The organism is Komagataeibacter sp. FNDCR2 (assembly GCF_021295395.1).
Classification (GTDB): Bacteria; Pseudomonadota; Alphaproteobacteria; order Acetobacterales; family Acetobacteraceae; genus Komagataeibacter.
In genome coordinates, this window is record NZ_JAIWOU010000001.1 from 796,399 (window position 1) to 809,760 (window position 13,362).

The 13,362-nt window shown below is 65.9% G+C and carries 10 protein-coding genes; 7 read left to right on the plus strand and 3 right to left on the minus strand.

Annotated features, from left to right (window positions below; all coding sequences use genetic code 11):
• Positions 1–12: 12 nt before the first annotated feature.
• Positions 13–4,554, plus strand: coding sequence for an AAA family ATPase (locus tag LDL28_RS03640; RefSeq protein WP_233057257.1), 4,542 nt, complete (start codon positions 13–15; stop codon positions 4,552–4,554).
• 45 nt (positions 4,555–4,599) lie between these two features.
• Here LDL28_RS03640 and LDL28_RS03645 read toward each other — a convergent pair whose 3' ends face one another.
• Positions 4,600–6,117 carry an acetyl-CoA hydrolase/transferase family protein gene (locus LDL28_RS03645; protein ID WP_233057258.1) on the minus strand — a complete coding sequence of 506 codons (1,518 nt, stop codon included), beginning with the start codon at positions 6,115–6,117 and terminating at the stop codon, positions 4,600–4,602.
• A gap of 653 nt (positions 6,118–6,770) precedes the next feature.
• Between LDL28_RS03645 and LDL28_RS03650 the strand changes: the two genes are divergently transcribed.
• The 4 genes from LDL28_RS03650 (at position 6,771) to gltA (ending at position 9,894) form a co-directional block, all read left to right on the plus strand.
• On the plus strand, positions 6,771–7,460 hold the full coding sequence (locus tag LDL28_RS03650; RefSeq protein ID WP_233059176.1) for a metallophosphoesterase: 690 nt from the start codon (positions 6,771–6,773) through the stop codon (positions 7,458–7,460).
• A 43-nt stretch (positions 7,461–7,503) separates the two neighbouring features.
• Positions 7,504–7,818, plus strand: a complete 315-nt coding sequence (locus LDL28_RS03655) for a chorismate mutase (protein ID WP_233057259.1) — start codon at positions 7,504–7,506, stop codon at positions 7,816–7,818.
• Between the two features lie 8 nt (positions 7,819–7,826).
• Complete coding sequence (locus tag LDL28_RS03660; protein ID WP_233057260.1) at positions 7,827–8,375, plus strand: histidine phosphatase family protein; 549 nt, start codon at positions 7,827–7,829, stop codon at positions 8,373–8,375.
• Positions 8,376–8,595: 220 nt separating this feature from the next.
• A complete protein-coding gene (gene gltA, locus LDL28_RS03665) occupies positions 8,596–9,894 on the plus strand; it encodes a citrate synthase (RefSeq protein ID WP_233057261.1) in 1,299 nt (432 codons plus the stop codon).
• 215 nt (positions 9,895–10,109) lie between these two features.
• Here the strand turns inward: gltA and LDL28_RS03670 are convergent, their stop codons facing one another.
• Positions 10,110–10,373: a hypothetical protein gene (locus tag LDL28_RS03670; protein WP_034959128.1), complete on the minus strand. Its 264-nt coding sequence runs from the start codon at positions 10,371–10,373 to the stop codon at positions 10,110–10,112.
• Positions 10,374–10,599: 226 nt separating this feature from the next.
• Between LDL28_RS03670 and LDL28_RS03675 the strand changes: the two genes are divergently transcribed.
• Positions 10,600–11,361: an orotate phosphoribosyltransferase gene (locus tag LDL28_RS03675; protein WP_116702581.1), complete on the plus strand. Its 762-nt coding sequence runs from the start codon at positions 10,600–10,602 to the stop codon at positions 11,359–11,361.
• A 15-nt stretch (positions 11,362–11,376) separates the two neighbouring features.
• Positions 11,377–12,234 carry a glutamate racemase gene (locus LDL28_RS03680; RefSeq protein ID WP_233057262.1) on the plus strand — a complete coding sequence of 286 codons (858 nt, stop codon included), beginning with the start codon at positions 11,377–11,379 and terminating at the stop codon, positions 12,232–12,234.
• 21 nt (positions 12,235–12,255) lie between these two features.
• On the opposite strand, the gene LDL28_RS03685 is transcribed toward LDL28_RS03680, so the two are convergent.
• Positions 12,256–13,260: a polyprenyl synthetase family protein gene (locus LDL28_RS03685; RefSeq protein WP_233057263.1), complete on the minus strand. Its 1,005-nt coding sequence runs from the start codon at positions 13,258–13,260 to the stop codon at positions 12,256–12,258.
• Positions 13,261–13,362: the final 102 nt, after the last annotated feature.

Consider the following 13,362-nt stretch of genomic DNA (forward strand, 5'->3'; position numbering starts at 1 on the left):
GACCATAATGTCATGACCGCCCGTTTCGTCCGGCTGCGCATTGCCGGGTTCAAGAGTTTTGCCGACCCGGTCGCCGTGGACATCCTGCCCGGCCTGACCGGCATTGTCGGGCCGAATGGCTGCGGCAAGTCCAATGTGGTCGAAGCCCTGCGCTGGGTCATGGGGGAAACCAATGCCCGCTCCCTGCGCGGGGGCGAGATGGATGACCTGATCTTCGCGGGCACCACGGCGCGTGCGGCGCGCAACATGGCCGAAGTCACCCTGACGCTGGAGGGCGCGGCCACGGTCGCGCCCCCGCCCTTTCAGGGGCAGGACGAACTGCAGGTCTGCCGCCGGGCCGAACGCGGTGGCGGCAGCAACTACCGCATCAACAGCCGCACCATGCGCGGGCGCGACGTGCAGACCCTGTTTGCCGATCTGGCATCAGGCGCGCGGTCATCGGCCATGGTCAGCCAGGGGCGTGTCTCCGCGCTGGTCAATGCGCGGCCGGAGGAACGCCGCACCATTCTGGAAGAAGCCGCCGGCATTACCGGCCTGCATGGCCGCAGGCATGAAGCCGAGCTGAAACTGCGCGCGACCGAGGCCAATCTGGCCCGGGCGGAAGACCTGCGCCTCCAGCTTGAGGCCCGGCTGGGCGACCTGCACGAACAGGCGGAACAGGCGGGCCAGTACCGCGAACTCTCCCAGGGGCTGCGGGAGGCGGAAACCGCCCTGCTCGCGCTGCTGCACGCCCGCGCGCATAACGGGGTGGCGGAAAGCGAAACCGCCCTGCACACGGCCCGCACCGACCTCAGCACTGCCGAGGAGATGGCGGAAAGCGCCGTCATTGCGGATTATGAGGTCAACCAGACCCTGCCCCAGCTCCGCGCGCAACTGGACGGGCGGCGCACCGCGCTGGAGCGCTTCAAGGTCCGTGCGGAAACCATTGCCGATGAACTGGCCCACGCCGAATCCGCGCTGGCGCAGGCCAGCACCCGCCTTGCGGAATGCGAGGGCGCGCAGGCCGCCGCCCTGACCCGCCGGGACGACGCGCAGGCGATGCTCGCGGGTCTCGATGCCGAACAGGCCACCGTGGAGGAACGTCTGGCCGCCCTGCCCGCCCTCCGCGAAGCCGAACAGGCCCGATACGCGGCGCTGGCGCAGGCGGGTGCGGACCTGTCCGCCCGGGTGGAGCAGGCCACCACCACCCTGCGCGAAGCCCAGCTCCAGACCGCGCAGGCCCGCGACGTGCTGGAGACCGCCACCGCCGCGCATGGGCGCCTTGCCACCCAGCATGATGCGCTGGCGGAAGAAATCGCGGCGCTTGAGGCCGACATGCCCGGCGAAGCCACGATTGCCGAGCATGACGAACGTATCCGCCTGGGCGAACAGCAGGCCAGCGAAACCCGCGCCCTGCGCGAGGAAGCGACCCGCACCCATTCGGAGGCCGTCCTTCACGCCGGGCTGGCCCGCAACGCCGCCGTGGAAAGCCAGCGCCTGTACCAGCAGGCCACGCAGGACATCGCCGCGACACAGCACCGGCTGGAGGCGCTGGAGCGTGACGTGGCCACCCTGCGGGGCCATGTGGAAAAAGCGCGCGCCAGTCTGGTGCCCGAAGCCGAGCGCCAGCGCCTGGGCGCGGTGGTGGCGGAAACCGGGGACCGCCTGACCCATATCCGCGCCGAACTGGCCACGGCGGAAAAGGCCCGTGCCCAGACCACGCAGGCCGAGATACAGGCCAATGCCCGCCTGAAGGAAGCCCGTTCCACCCGACAGGCGGCCGAGGAAGCCCTGCGCGGCGCACGGGCCGCGCACACCCGCGCCAGCCAGGCGGCGGACACCCTGGCCACCAGCCTGGCGCAGTTGCGCGCGCAGGCCGTGCCCGATGCCGTCGTGCAACAGGCCATGACCCGGCGCAAGGATGCCGAACGCGCGCTTGAAACCGCGCGGGCGGCCATGACGGCGGCGGAAGCAGCCCTTGTAACCGCCACGGGCGCGGAAGAGGCCGGTTCGGCGCGGCTGGCGCAGGCACGCGCCAGCCTGTCCGGCCTGGAAGCGGAAGCCGATGGGCTGGCCCGCGCGCTGCAAAGCGATACGGAGCAGGCCCCCGCCCCCGGCCTGACGCTGGCCGAAAGCCTGCATGTGCCCGTCGGGCTGGAAACCGCTCTGGCCGTGGTGCTGGCGGACGGGCTGGACGCCACGGTTGGTGGCGCGGCCCCACGCGCATGGCACGACCTGCCGCCCGGAAGCCTGCCGCCCTTCCCCGCCGGCGCGATCACCCCGCTTGCCGCCCTGCTGGATGCCCCCCCGGCCCTGTCCCGCGCGCTTGGCGTGGCGGGCCTGCTGGAAGAGGGAATGGAGGGCGCGTCCCTTCAGCCCGCCCTTGCGCCGGGGCAGTGTCTGGTCACGCGCGATGGCGCGCTCTGGCGGTGGGACGGTTATACGCAGGCCCCCAACCTGCCCGGACGCGCCGCCCTGCGCCTGAAGCAACTGGGCCGCCTGCGCGAATTGTGGGCGGAACTGGAACGGGTGCGCGCCGGAATCCCCGCGCTGGAACACGACAGCGAAGCCACGGCCCATGCCCGCCAGCAGGCGGCGCGGGCGCTCGCACAATGTCGCGACGCGCGTGTTCAGGCGGAAAATACCCTTGAAACCTGCCGGGGCGAGGAAGCCACCCTTTCGCGCCAGCACGCCACCGTTGCCGCGCAGGTCAGCACCCTTGCCGTGCAGCACGACACCGCCCGCGCCGCCCTGACGGAAGCCGAAGCCGCCCTGACCCGCGCAACGGCGCACGAAGCCGCCCTGCCGGATCTGGCGCAACTGGCCCATGCCCAGCAGGTCGCGGTACAGGCGGCGGCACAGGAACAGAAACGCGAAAATCACCTGCGCGCCAGCCGCCAGCAGGCCGAAACCGCCACGGAGCAGGCCCGTCAGGCCATGCAGGCCACCCTGTCCAGCCATGGCGAGGCGGAAACCCGCCTGCAATCCATGCAGCCCGAACTGGCCCGGCTGGAAAACGACCGCGACACCCTGCGCGCGGAACTGGACACACGGCGCGACCACCTGGCCACGCTACCCCCACCCGATATTGCCGAAGCCGCGGCCCGTCAGGCCGACGGGGAAGCCAGCGCGGCCGAACAGGCCCTGAAGCACGCGCGCGCCGCCGCGGAAAAAGCCGTGGCGGATCTGGATCAGGCCCGCACGGCCCGCGCGGCGCTGGAACGGAAATCACGTGATACGGCCGCGCGGCTCGACGCCCGGCGCGCACGGATGGCCGACCTGTCCCACGCCGTGGAGCAGGCGCGCGAAGCGGTACGGGCCGCGCAGGCGCGCCTTGAGGCCCTGCCCGACGGCGCGGAACTGGAACAGGCGCTGGCTGCCCTGCGTGAACAGGCCGGGACGCTGCGCGAACAGGAACAGGAAGCGCGGGACAAACTCGCCCGCCTGCAGGCGGAAGACGCTGGCCTGCGCCAGCGCCAGACCACCGCCACGCAGGACCGGGCGCAATGGGCCGCCCGCGTGGAAGCCGCGACACTGGAAGCCGAGGCCGCGCAGGCCCGCCTGCACGGCGCGCGGACGGAGCATGAGCGGCTCGCGCCGCAGCCCGTGGCCGTACGCGCCCGGCGCGACGCCATCACCACGGAACTCGAACGCCACGCGGCGGATCACGATCTGGCCGCGCAGGCGCTGCAACAGGCGGAAACACGGCTGGGCGAACTGCAACAGGGCCGCCAGATGGCGGAAGAGACCCTGATCGCGGCGCGGGAGGCACTGGTCCGGGCCGAAGGCAGGCGCGAACAGGCGCAGCAGCTTCTGGCGCAGCTACAGGCGGAATCCACCCCGCCCGCGGGCATTGTGGCGTCCGACCTGAGCGTCGCCGCCGAGACCAGCCTGCGCCGCAAGGTCTCGCGCCTGACCCGCCAGCGCGACGAACTTGGCCCGGTCAACCTGCGGGCCGAGATCGAGGCGCAGGACGCGGCGGGCCGGATCGACACCATTTTGCATGAGCGCGATGAACTGCAATCCGCCATCGCCCGCCTGCGTGGCATGATCGGGCAGCTCAACCGCGAAGGGCGCGAGCGGCTCACGGCCACGTTTTCCCAGATCGACCAGCATTTCCAGTCGCTGTTCGCCCGCATGTTCAATGGCGGCCGTGCGCATCTGGGCATGATCGGCAATGATGACCCGCTACAGGCGGGGCTTGAAATCTATGCGCAGCCACCGGGCAAGAAGCTGGCCACGCTGTCGCTGCTGTCCGGCGGGGAACAGGCGCTGACGGCGCTTTCGCTCATTTTCGCGGTGTTCCGCTGCAATCCCGCGCCCGTATGCGTACTCGATGAGGTGGACGCCCCGCTGGATGACGCCAATGTAGGGCGGTTCTGTTCCCTGCTGGCCGACATGGTGGCCGAGGCGGGAACGCGCTTTCTGGTCGTCACCCACCACCAGTTGACCATGGCGCATATGGACCGGCTGTATGGCGTGACCATGCAGGAACGCGGGGTAAGCCGCGTACTCTCCGTCGATCTGGAACGCGCCACAGAAATGGTGGACCACGACCGCCCCGCCACGCCGTGAACCGCCATGCCCGTGCGGGCCGAAGCACGCACGGGCAACGTGGTATCAGGGCAGCATGCTGCCGGTTTCGATGAAGCGCTGGTGCCAGGACAGGGCCTCGGTCAGCAGGTGCGGAGACTGCTGGCCGAACGAACCCGCGCGGGCGCGCTTGAAATAATCCTGCAGCATCGGGCGGTAGTCCGGATGCGCACAGTTGGCGATGATGACTTCGGCGCGCTGCTTGGGGGACAGGCCACGCAGGTCGGCCAGGCCCTGCTCGGTCACGAGCACCTGCGAATCCTGCGTGATGTGATCGACATGCGACGCCATGGGCACGATGGCGGAAATCTTGCCGCCCTTGGCCGTGGAGGGCGTCATGAACACGGAAATATAGGCATTGCGGGCGAAATCACCCGAACCGCCGATCCCGTTCTGGATTTTGGAGCCCATGATCTGGGTCGAGTTCACATTGCCGTAAATATCCGATTCGATCAGGCCGTTCATGGCGATACAGCCCAGACGACGGATCAGGCCGGGGTGGTTGCTGATGTCCTGCGGGCGCAGGATGATCTTCTTCTGGAACTCCCGCATGCGGGAATTGAGCGACTCCGCCGCCTCGGGGCTGAGGGAGAACGCCGTGGCCGAGGCCACACGCATCTTGCCCGTTTCCAGCATGCCCAGCATGCCGTCCTGAATGACCTCGGTATAGGCAGTCAGGTCATTGAACGGACCTTCCTCGAGCCCGCCCATCACGGCGTTGGCCACGTTGCCCACGCCGGACTGGAGCGGCAGGAGCGAAGGCGGCAGGCGGCCCTTCTTCACTTCATGCTCGAAGAACTCCATGAGATGGCCCGCAATGCCGCGCGCGGTCTGGTCCGGGGGCGAGAACGGGGCGTTGCGGTCGGGGGCGTTGGTCTCGACAATGGCCACGATCTTGGCCGGATCGACCTTCAGCGACGTGCCGCCGATCCGGTCGTCGGGCCGCAGCAGCGGAATGGGCTGGCGGTGCGGCGGCAGGGCCGCGCCGTACCAGATGTCGTGCATGCCTTCGAGAGCCGGATCCTGCCAGCTATTGACCTCGATGATGACCTGCCTGGCGGTGTCCAGCCATGTCTTGCTGTTCCCCACGGAGGAGGACGGGACGATGCTGCCGTCCTCGCGGATGGCGGTGGCCTCGATGATGGCGGTGTCCATCTCGCCAAAGAAGCCGGCCCAGGCCATGGGGGCGACGTGGCTGAGATGCATGTCCAGATATTCGGTCTCGCCCGCGTTGATGCGCGCGCGCAGGCCGGGGTCGGAATTATAGGGCATGCGGAAGGAGACGCCGTTGGCCTTGGCCAGTGCGCCATCAAGCTCCGGCCCGGTGGAGGCCCCCGTCAGAAGCCGGATGCGGTAGTCGTTACCCTTGGCGTGCTCGCGCTCCATCAGCGCCGCCAGCGCCTGCGGCACGGCCTTGGGGTAACCGGCGCCCGTGAAGCCGCTGGTGCCGACCGTACTGCCGGGGCGGACAAGGGAGGCCGCCTGCTCGGCAGTAGTGATCTTGGCCCGGAGCGCCGCATTCCGGATTCGGGTGTGGTCGATCATGAACTTTCCCTCAAACTCTTATCGTTATGTCCGGACGGCCTGACCGCGCCGGATATGTCTTATGCCTCAGCCACGGTTCGGGGCGGGCGCCCACATGGTCGCCCCCTGATGCCCCGGTCCTGTCCGGCCAGCCCGGCCGCCACATACGGTGTGGGTATTCCCTTTGCACCTTATGCCCCGGCGCTGCGTTTCACTTCGGCATGACGCAAACATCTGTTCTCCGTCCTGTGGGCCACGTCACAACAAAAAAGTGTGACACCCCCCGCCCGGACTCCGGTCCACGCCTGCGCGTTGGCCCCGTCTGGGGGGCGGAAGATGTGAACGGTGTATTTTTGGTCTGTATTTTTGGCAATATGCTCCCTGCTCCCCCGGCGCCGTTACCCGGATGCAACCGTTTTGTGTCACTGACGACACATTATTGCCCGTCCCCTAGTGCATGGCGGCCAATCTTGTGAATAATAGGAGAGCAGACCCAGCAGGGGGCACCCACACGCGGCATCGCCATCAGGACAGGAGGGTTTTTTCGTTTGAGACGTCGATTTCCCTCTCACCGGCCTGTCATGGCGCGGGACGACAACCTCCCGCCGCCTGCGGAAAGGGAACCCGCCGTCACGCCCGGCCCCGTGCCGCCGCCACCTCCGCGCCATCCCCTCATGGACCTTCTGGCGGGCAGGCCATTGCGGGTGGTGGGCGATGTGCATGGGGATCTGCGCGCCTTCCGGCACGCCGCCGCGACCGACCGCTTTGTCATACAGCTTGGTGACCTGGTGGATTACGGGCCGGACAGCGCCGGGGCCTTCCGCCTCATGCAGCAACTGATCGACGAAGGGCGCGGCCTGTTCCTGCTGGGCAATCACGACCGCAAGCTGGCCCGCGCCCTGCAGGGCCGCAAGATGCGCCGCGACCCCCCGCTTATGGAAACGCTGGACCAGTTCATGGCCGAGGAGAACAGCGACGTGCGCCAGCGCGCGCTGGCCGACCTGGCGCACGCGCCCGCATGGATCGTGCTGGGGCAGTCCATATTCGTCCACGGGGGCTTTCATGTGCGCATGCTGGGTGAACTGCCGCCGCCGGGGCTGGGCACCGTAACCCCCCTGCTGTCGCGCGCCCTGTTCGGGGAAACGACGGGCCACATGCAAAAGGATGGCTACCCCGAACGGCGGCTGAACTGGGTCGATCACATTCCGATGGGATACACGGTCTATTGCGGGCATGACCGCCGCTCGACCGATGGGCGGCCATGGGTCAGGCCCGGCCGGATGGGCGGCAAGGCCATTTTTACCGATACCGGCGCGGGCAAGGGCGGCCATCTGGCATGGATCGACCTGCCGCCCGTCATATAAAGCCCGCCTTCCCTTACCCGCCCTTTCAGGAGAACCGACCCAGATGAACACCACCCCGGCCCCGTGTGACGCAGCGCAGCAGAAACTGGAGGAACTGCGCCGCAGTATCGACAATATCGACGCGGCCCTGATCTATATGCTGGCTGAACGCTTCCGCCACACCCAGGCGGTGGGAAAGCTCAAGGCCGCCCATGACATGCCGCCCGCCGACCCGGCGCGCGAGGCCCGGCAGGTCACGCGCCTGCGGCAACTGGCCGGGGCCGCGCAGCTTGACCCGGATTTCGCGGAAAAGTTCCTCGCCTTCATCATTCGCGAGGTCATCCGCCATCATGAAGCCTTCGCACGCGAAGGGCGCTGAGCCTGCCCATGTCCGCCATACCCGCAGGCTCCTATCCGCCCCGGCGGCTCGTACTGATGCGCCACGCGCAGGCGGCCCCCGCCCCGTTTGGGGAAATGGGGGCGCAGGCCGACCTTGCGCGCCCCCTTACCGCGCACGGGCGCGAACTGGCGGTACGGCAGGGCGCATGGCTGCGCGCGCGATGCTTCGCGCCGGAACTGGTCCTGGTCAGCCCCGCCGTGCGCACGCGCCAGACGCTGGCGGCCATCGGATCATTTTATGGCGATCACACGCCTGATATCCGATATGTGAACGCCCTGTACGACGCCACGGCGGAGACCATCCGCAACGAACTCCATGCGGTGCCGGATAAAATCCACAACATCATGATACTGGCCCATAACCCCGGCCTGCAGGCGCTGGTGGCCCACTGGGGGGCGCGCGCCTGCCCGCCCGCGCTGGAATCCGGCCTGATCCGGGGGTTTGCCCCGGCCTCGATCGCCTGTTTCACGACGGAGCAGCCGTGGAACGTGGCGACGGATGGTGAAATCCGCCTGCTGGACCTGTCTTGCCAATAATGTCATTGCCGCGATGCGGGTGGATGGATTGCCACGAGGGGGCTTCGTTCCTATCGTCACACGCGAGACCCGGGGGACAGCCGCGCAGGCGGAACCGGGTATATAAATTTTGGGCAGACTTACAAACTGTCGGTTGAACGACAGAGTGCCCGGAGGTTGGAGACATGTGCCACCCCGCCCCGACGCGCGGCGGGGATGGCACCCAGGAGGAGTGTTGTAGATGAGCGAGTCCGGAAAAACCGCCACAGTCTCGCTGGACGGCAAGGACATTTCATTGCCCATGCTGTCCGGCACGATGGGGCCGGATGTGATCGATATCCGCAAACTGCCGGCGCAGGCTGGCGTATTCACCTACGATCCCGGTTATGGCGAAACGGCGTCATGTTCCAGCAAGATCACCTTCATTGACGGTGAAAAGGGTGTCCTGCTGCATCGTGGCTACCCCATCGCGCAATTGGCCGAACAGGCCACCTTCATGGAAGTGGCCTATCTGCTGCTCAACGGTGAACTGCCGGACAAGGCGCAGTATGACGGGTTTGTAAACTCCATCAAGCACCACACCATGCTGCATGAGCAGATCCGTAATTTCTTCAACGGTTTCCGCCGCGATGCGCACCCCATGGCCATCCTGTGCGGCACGGTCGGCGCGCTGTCCTCCTTCTATCACGAAGGGCTGGACATCTCGAACGCGACAAGCCGCTACCAGTCGGCCATGCGCATCATCGCCAAGATCCCGACCATCGCGGCATGGGCCTACAAATACACGCAGGGCGAGCCCTTCATCTATCCGCGTAACGACCTGTCCTATGCGGAAAACTTCCTGTCCATGATGTTCGCGGTACCCAGCGAGCCGTACAAGATCAACCCGGTTCTGGCCCGTGCGATGGACCGCATCCTGATCCTGCATGCGGATCATGAGCAGAATGCCTCCACCTCCACCGTGCGCCTTGCCGGGTCCACCGGGGCCAATCCGTTTGCATGCATCTCCGCCGGTATCGCCGCGCTGTGGGGGCCCGCGCATGGCGGGGCCAACGAAGCGGTGCTGAAGATGCTGGCCGAAATCGGCCACAAGGACAACATCCCCGAGTTCATCGCCAAGGTGAAGGACAAGACCAGCGGCGTGCGCCTGATGGGCTTTGGTCACCGCGTGTACAAGAACTTCGACCCGCGCGCGAAGATCATGCAGGCTACCTGCCATGAGGTACTGGGCGAACTGGGCATCAAGGATGACCCGCTGCTGGATCTGGCGATCGAGCTGGAAAAGATCGCCATTAATGACGAATATTTCGTCAAGCGCAGCCTCTACCCGAATGTCGATTTCTATTCCGGCATCATCCTCAAGGCCATGGGCATTCCCACCAGCATGTTCACCGTGCTGTTCGCCGTGGCCCGCACCACGGGCTGGATCAGCCAGTGGAAGGAAATGATCGAGGAACCGGGCCAGCGTATCGGCCGTCCCCGCCAGCTTTATGTCGGCTCACCCGAACGCAACTTCACCCCGTTCGACAAGCGTGGCTGAGTAACCTGATGCCAGGCGGGGAATAAGTCCCCCGCCTGCACGGGTATATGACCCCGCTGGTGGAGCGGGCCTTACGCACCGCTCCATTACTTTCAGGGTATCTGGTTTTTTTCCGTAAAAGCCTTCAGTCAGTACGAAGGCAAGCGAACGGGAAAGCCCGTGTATTTACCGTGACATGAAAAATGGAAGCCATTGGGGCGACAATTATATGCCCCTTAATGCTGTTCCTCGCACTCGCACCCGTTCGTGGGGCCGGAGCGCCGCTGGATCACATGATGATCGATCCATTCCGATACCAGACGCCGGGCCTCGTTAAGCGAGGATTCGGGGTGGTGGATACGGTATAGGGTCGTGCAGGCGTGAAATGCCGACACATCACTGCTCCCGACGCCACGCAGTTCCTGGTAGGCTGTGATTACGGCGCGCTCACATTTGCGAGCGATGCGACTGTTTTCAGCAGACACGATGCGATGATCCATCAGTGAGAATGATTATCAATATTGTGATGTTAAAACGAATAACCCGTTTGGGCAAGGTAAACGTAACCTTACACGGCATTAACCCTGTCACGTTATATTTCCCTGCCTGCTTTTTTTCGCGTTTTTGGGTGCGGGGCGCGCAGACCGATGGATTTTCCCCTCCGTTGCGGTTAATCGTCTCTCCTGTCATTCGTAATATTGAATATCATTTGGCCGGAGATAGGGTATGCACGACGCCACGGGAAACGGGGCTGGACTTTCAACGGGTTCAACAGCGTGGGACCGCGATGCCGCATTGATGACGGCGCGCCTGCTGCTGGAAATCAAGGCCGTCAACTTCCGCCCCGATGATCCCTATACCCTGACATCCGGCTGGAAATCCCCGGTTTACATCGACTGCCGCCGTATCATCTTCTTCCCGCGCGCGCGGCAGAAGATCATGGAACTGGCGGTTGAGAAGATCGGTCGCCATGTCGGTTACGAAAGCATCGACGCCGTGGTGGGGGGGGAGACGGCGGGGATTCCCTTCGCCGCCTGGATTGCCGACCGCATGATGGCGCCCATGGCCTATGTGCGCAAAAAGCCCAAGGGTTTCGGCCGTAATGCCCAGATCGAAGGTGACGTGCCCGAAGGCATGCGCACCCTTCTGGTGGAAGACCTGACCACGGATGGTTCATCCAAGGTGCAGTTCGCCAAGGCCCTGCGCGCGGCCGGCGCGCTGGTGGACCATACATTCGTGGTCTTCTTCTATGGCGTGTTCCCCGGTGCGTACCGCACGCTGGCGGACATGAACATAAGCCTGCACGCCCTGTGCACATGGTGGGACGTGCTGGAAGCCTGCGCGGGCAAGCCCTATTTCTCGGAAAAGGATGCCGCCGAAGTCCGTCGCTTCCTTGAAGATCCCTGCGCATGGTCCGCGAAGCATGGCGGTGTCGGCAGCGCGGAAGAGGCGCTGGCGCTCAAGGCCAAGCGCGACGCGGGCGCCTGATCAGCCTGCCGGTTGATGCCGCGTATCCTTACTTTTGATTCCGGCATTGGCGGGCTGGGCGTGGTGGCACAGCTTCGCACGCTCCTGCCCGGCATGCCGGTTGACTACCTGGCGGACACCGCCGTCTTCCCCTATGGGGAGCAGCCCGATGCGCCGCTGCGTGCGCGGATTGTCCATCTGCTGGGCCGCGCCATTGACCGCCTGCGGCCCAGCGTGGTGGTCATTGGCTGCAATACGGCCAGCACCCTTGCGCTGGACAGCCTGCGCGCGGCCTATGATGTGCCTTTTGTCGGTTGCGTGCCGCCCATAAAATGGGCAGCGGACCATACCCGCACCGGCACGATCGGCCTGCTGGCCACCCGCGCGACAGTGCGCCGCCCCTACCTGAAAGATCTGCGCGCGCGTTTTGCGCCCGACTGCACGCTTCTGGCCTATGGCGCGCGCGGGCTGGCCGATATGGCGGAGGCCGCTTTCCGTGGCGTGCCGCCTGACCACAAACAATTAAGGGCGGAACTCGACGGCCTGTTTGGCCAGCCACGGGGTGGGGAAATCGACGTGGTGGGCATTGGCTGCACCCACTACACCTTCCTGCTCAACGCCATGCGTGAAATCGGGCCGCCAGACGTAACCTGGCTGGACCCGGCCCCGGCCGTTGCAAAACAGACCGCGCGCATTGTGGCTGAACTGAACGGGCCGGACGGCCCAGGCAGCCCGGACCAGCCGGAACGGGTATTTTTTACTGCCCTGCCGGATGATCCGGCCACCCTGCAACCCGGGCTGCACAGGCTGGGATATACCCAGAACGCCCCATGTCTGTTTGAACCGGACAGGACCAGCAGCCCCACATCGGTCACGACCGGCGCGGTTGAATAACCCGCAAAAGCGGACGCGGCTTCAGCGCAGCCGGTTGACCGTATAGCTGGCCGTATCCTGCAAAAGCTGACGCAGGCGGCTGGGCGGGAAGATGGACAGGGCCTCACACGCGGCCTGCGCGTAGTCCATGGCCCGGTCCAGGGTGATACGGATGGCGTCGGTTTTCTCGATCAGGCTCAGGGCATGGTCGAGATCGTCGGGTTCCTGTTCGCTTTTTTCGATCACGCGCTGCCAGAAGGCACGATCCTCGTCCGAACCGGCGGCATAGGCAGCCAGTACGGGCAGGGTGATCTTGCCTTCGCGGAAGTCATCGCCCACCGTCTTGCCCAGACGGGCCTGATCCGCCGCGTAATCCAGCGCGTCATCCACCAGTTGGAAAGCCATGCCCAGATTGGTGCCATAGGTCTCGAGCGCGTGTTCCACACGGGCATCACGCTCGGCCACGACGGCGCCCACACGGCACGCGGCGGCGAACAGGGCGGCGGTCTTGCCATGAATGACTTCGAGATACTGCTCGATCCGGGTGGACAGGTCATTCTGCGTGGACATCTGCAGCACCTCCCCTTCCGCGATCGTGGCGGAAGCGGAGGACAGGATGTTCATGACCTTGAGCGAACCGTCATCGGTCATGAGCTGGAACGACCGGGCGAACAGGAAGTCCCCCACCAGCACCGACGCCTTGTTCCCGAACACCGCGTTCGCGCTGGCCATGCCCCGGCGCAGGGAACTTTCGTCCACCACGTCATCATGCAGCAGCGTGGCCGTATGGATGAACTCCACGCACGCGGCCAGCGCCACATGGCGCTGGTGCGTGGCGTCGGGGCGGTAACCGCACAGCCGCGCGGAAGCCAGCGTCAGCAGCGGGCGCAGCCGTTTGCCGCCAGCCGCGACCAGGTGGGCCGCAAGCTGTGGAATGAGTGCGACCGGGCTGTCCATCCGCTCGACAATGGCGCGGTTACACGCGGCCATGTCATCAGCAAGATATTCCGCCAGATCGCGCAGGGCGACTTCTGATCCATCTGCCATCGGGCGGCGAGCCCCTTCGTCTTTCTGACTTGCCGTTTCGTCGGATTCCGGCAGACTAACTGCTAGGGCCAAAAGGTTACTCTCCCGGTTCCGAAAATATGA

Coding starts and splice junctions, on each gene's coding strand:
- LDL28_RS03680 (WP_233057262.1), top strand. CDS start 11,377: ATGCCGCGTATCCTTACTTTTGATTCCGGCATTGGCGGGCTGGGCGTG.
- LDL28_RS03685 (WP_233057263.1), bottom strand. CDS start 13,260: ATGGCAGATGGATCAGAAGTCGCCCTGCGCGATCTGGCGGAATATCTT.
- LDL28_RS03650 (WP_233059176.1), top strand. CDS start 6,771: ATGGACCTTCTGGCGGGCAGGCCATTGCGGGTGGTGGGCGATGTGCAT.
- LDL28_RS03655 (WP_233057259.1), top strand. CDS start 7,504: ATGAACACCACCCCGGCCCCGTGTGACGCAGCGCAGCAGAAACTGGAG.
- LDL28_RS03675 (WP_116702581.1), top strand. CDS start 10,600: ATGCACGACGCCACGGGAAACGGGGCTGGACTTTCAACGGGTTCAACA.
- gltA (WP_233057261.1), top strand. CDS start 8,596: ATGAGCGAGTCCGGAAAAACCGCCACAGTCTCGCTGGACGGCAAGGAC.
- LDL28_RS03640 (WP_233057257.1), top strand. CDS start 13: ATGACCGCCCGTTTCGTCCGGCTGCGCATTGCCGGGTTCAAGAGTTTT.
- LDL28_RS03660 (WP_233057260.1), top strand. CDS start 7,827: ATGTCCGCCATACCCGCAGGCTCCTATCCGCCCCGGCGGCTCGTACTG.
- LDL28_RS03645 (WP_233057258.1), bottom strand. CDS start 6,117: ATGATCGACCACACCCGAATCCGGAATGCGGCGCTCCGGGCCAAGATC.
- LDL28_RS03670 (WP_034959128.1), bottom strand. CDS start 10,373: ATGGATCATCGCATCGTGTCTGCTGAAAACAGTCGCATCGCTCGCAAA.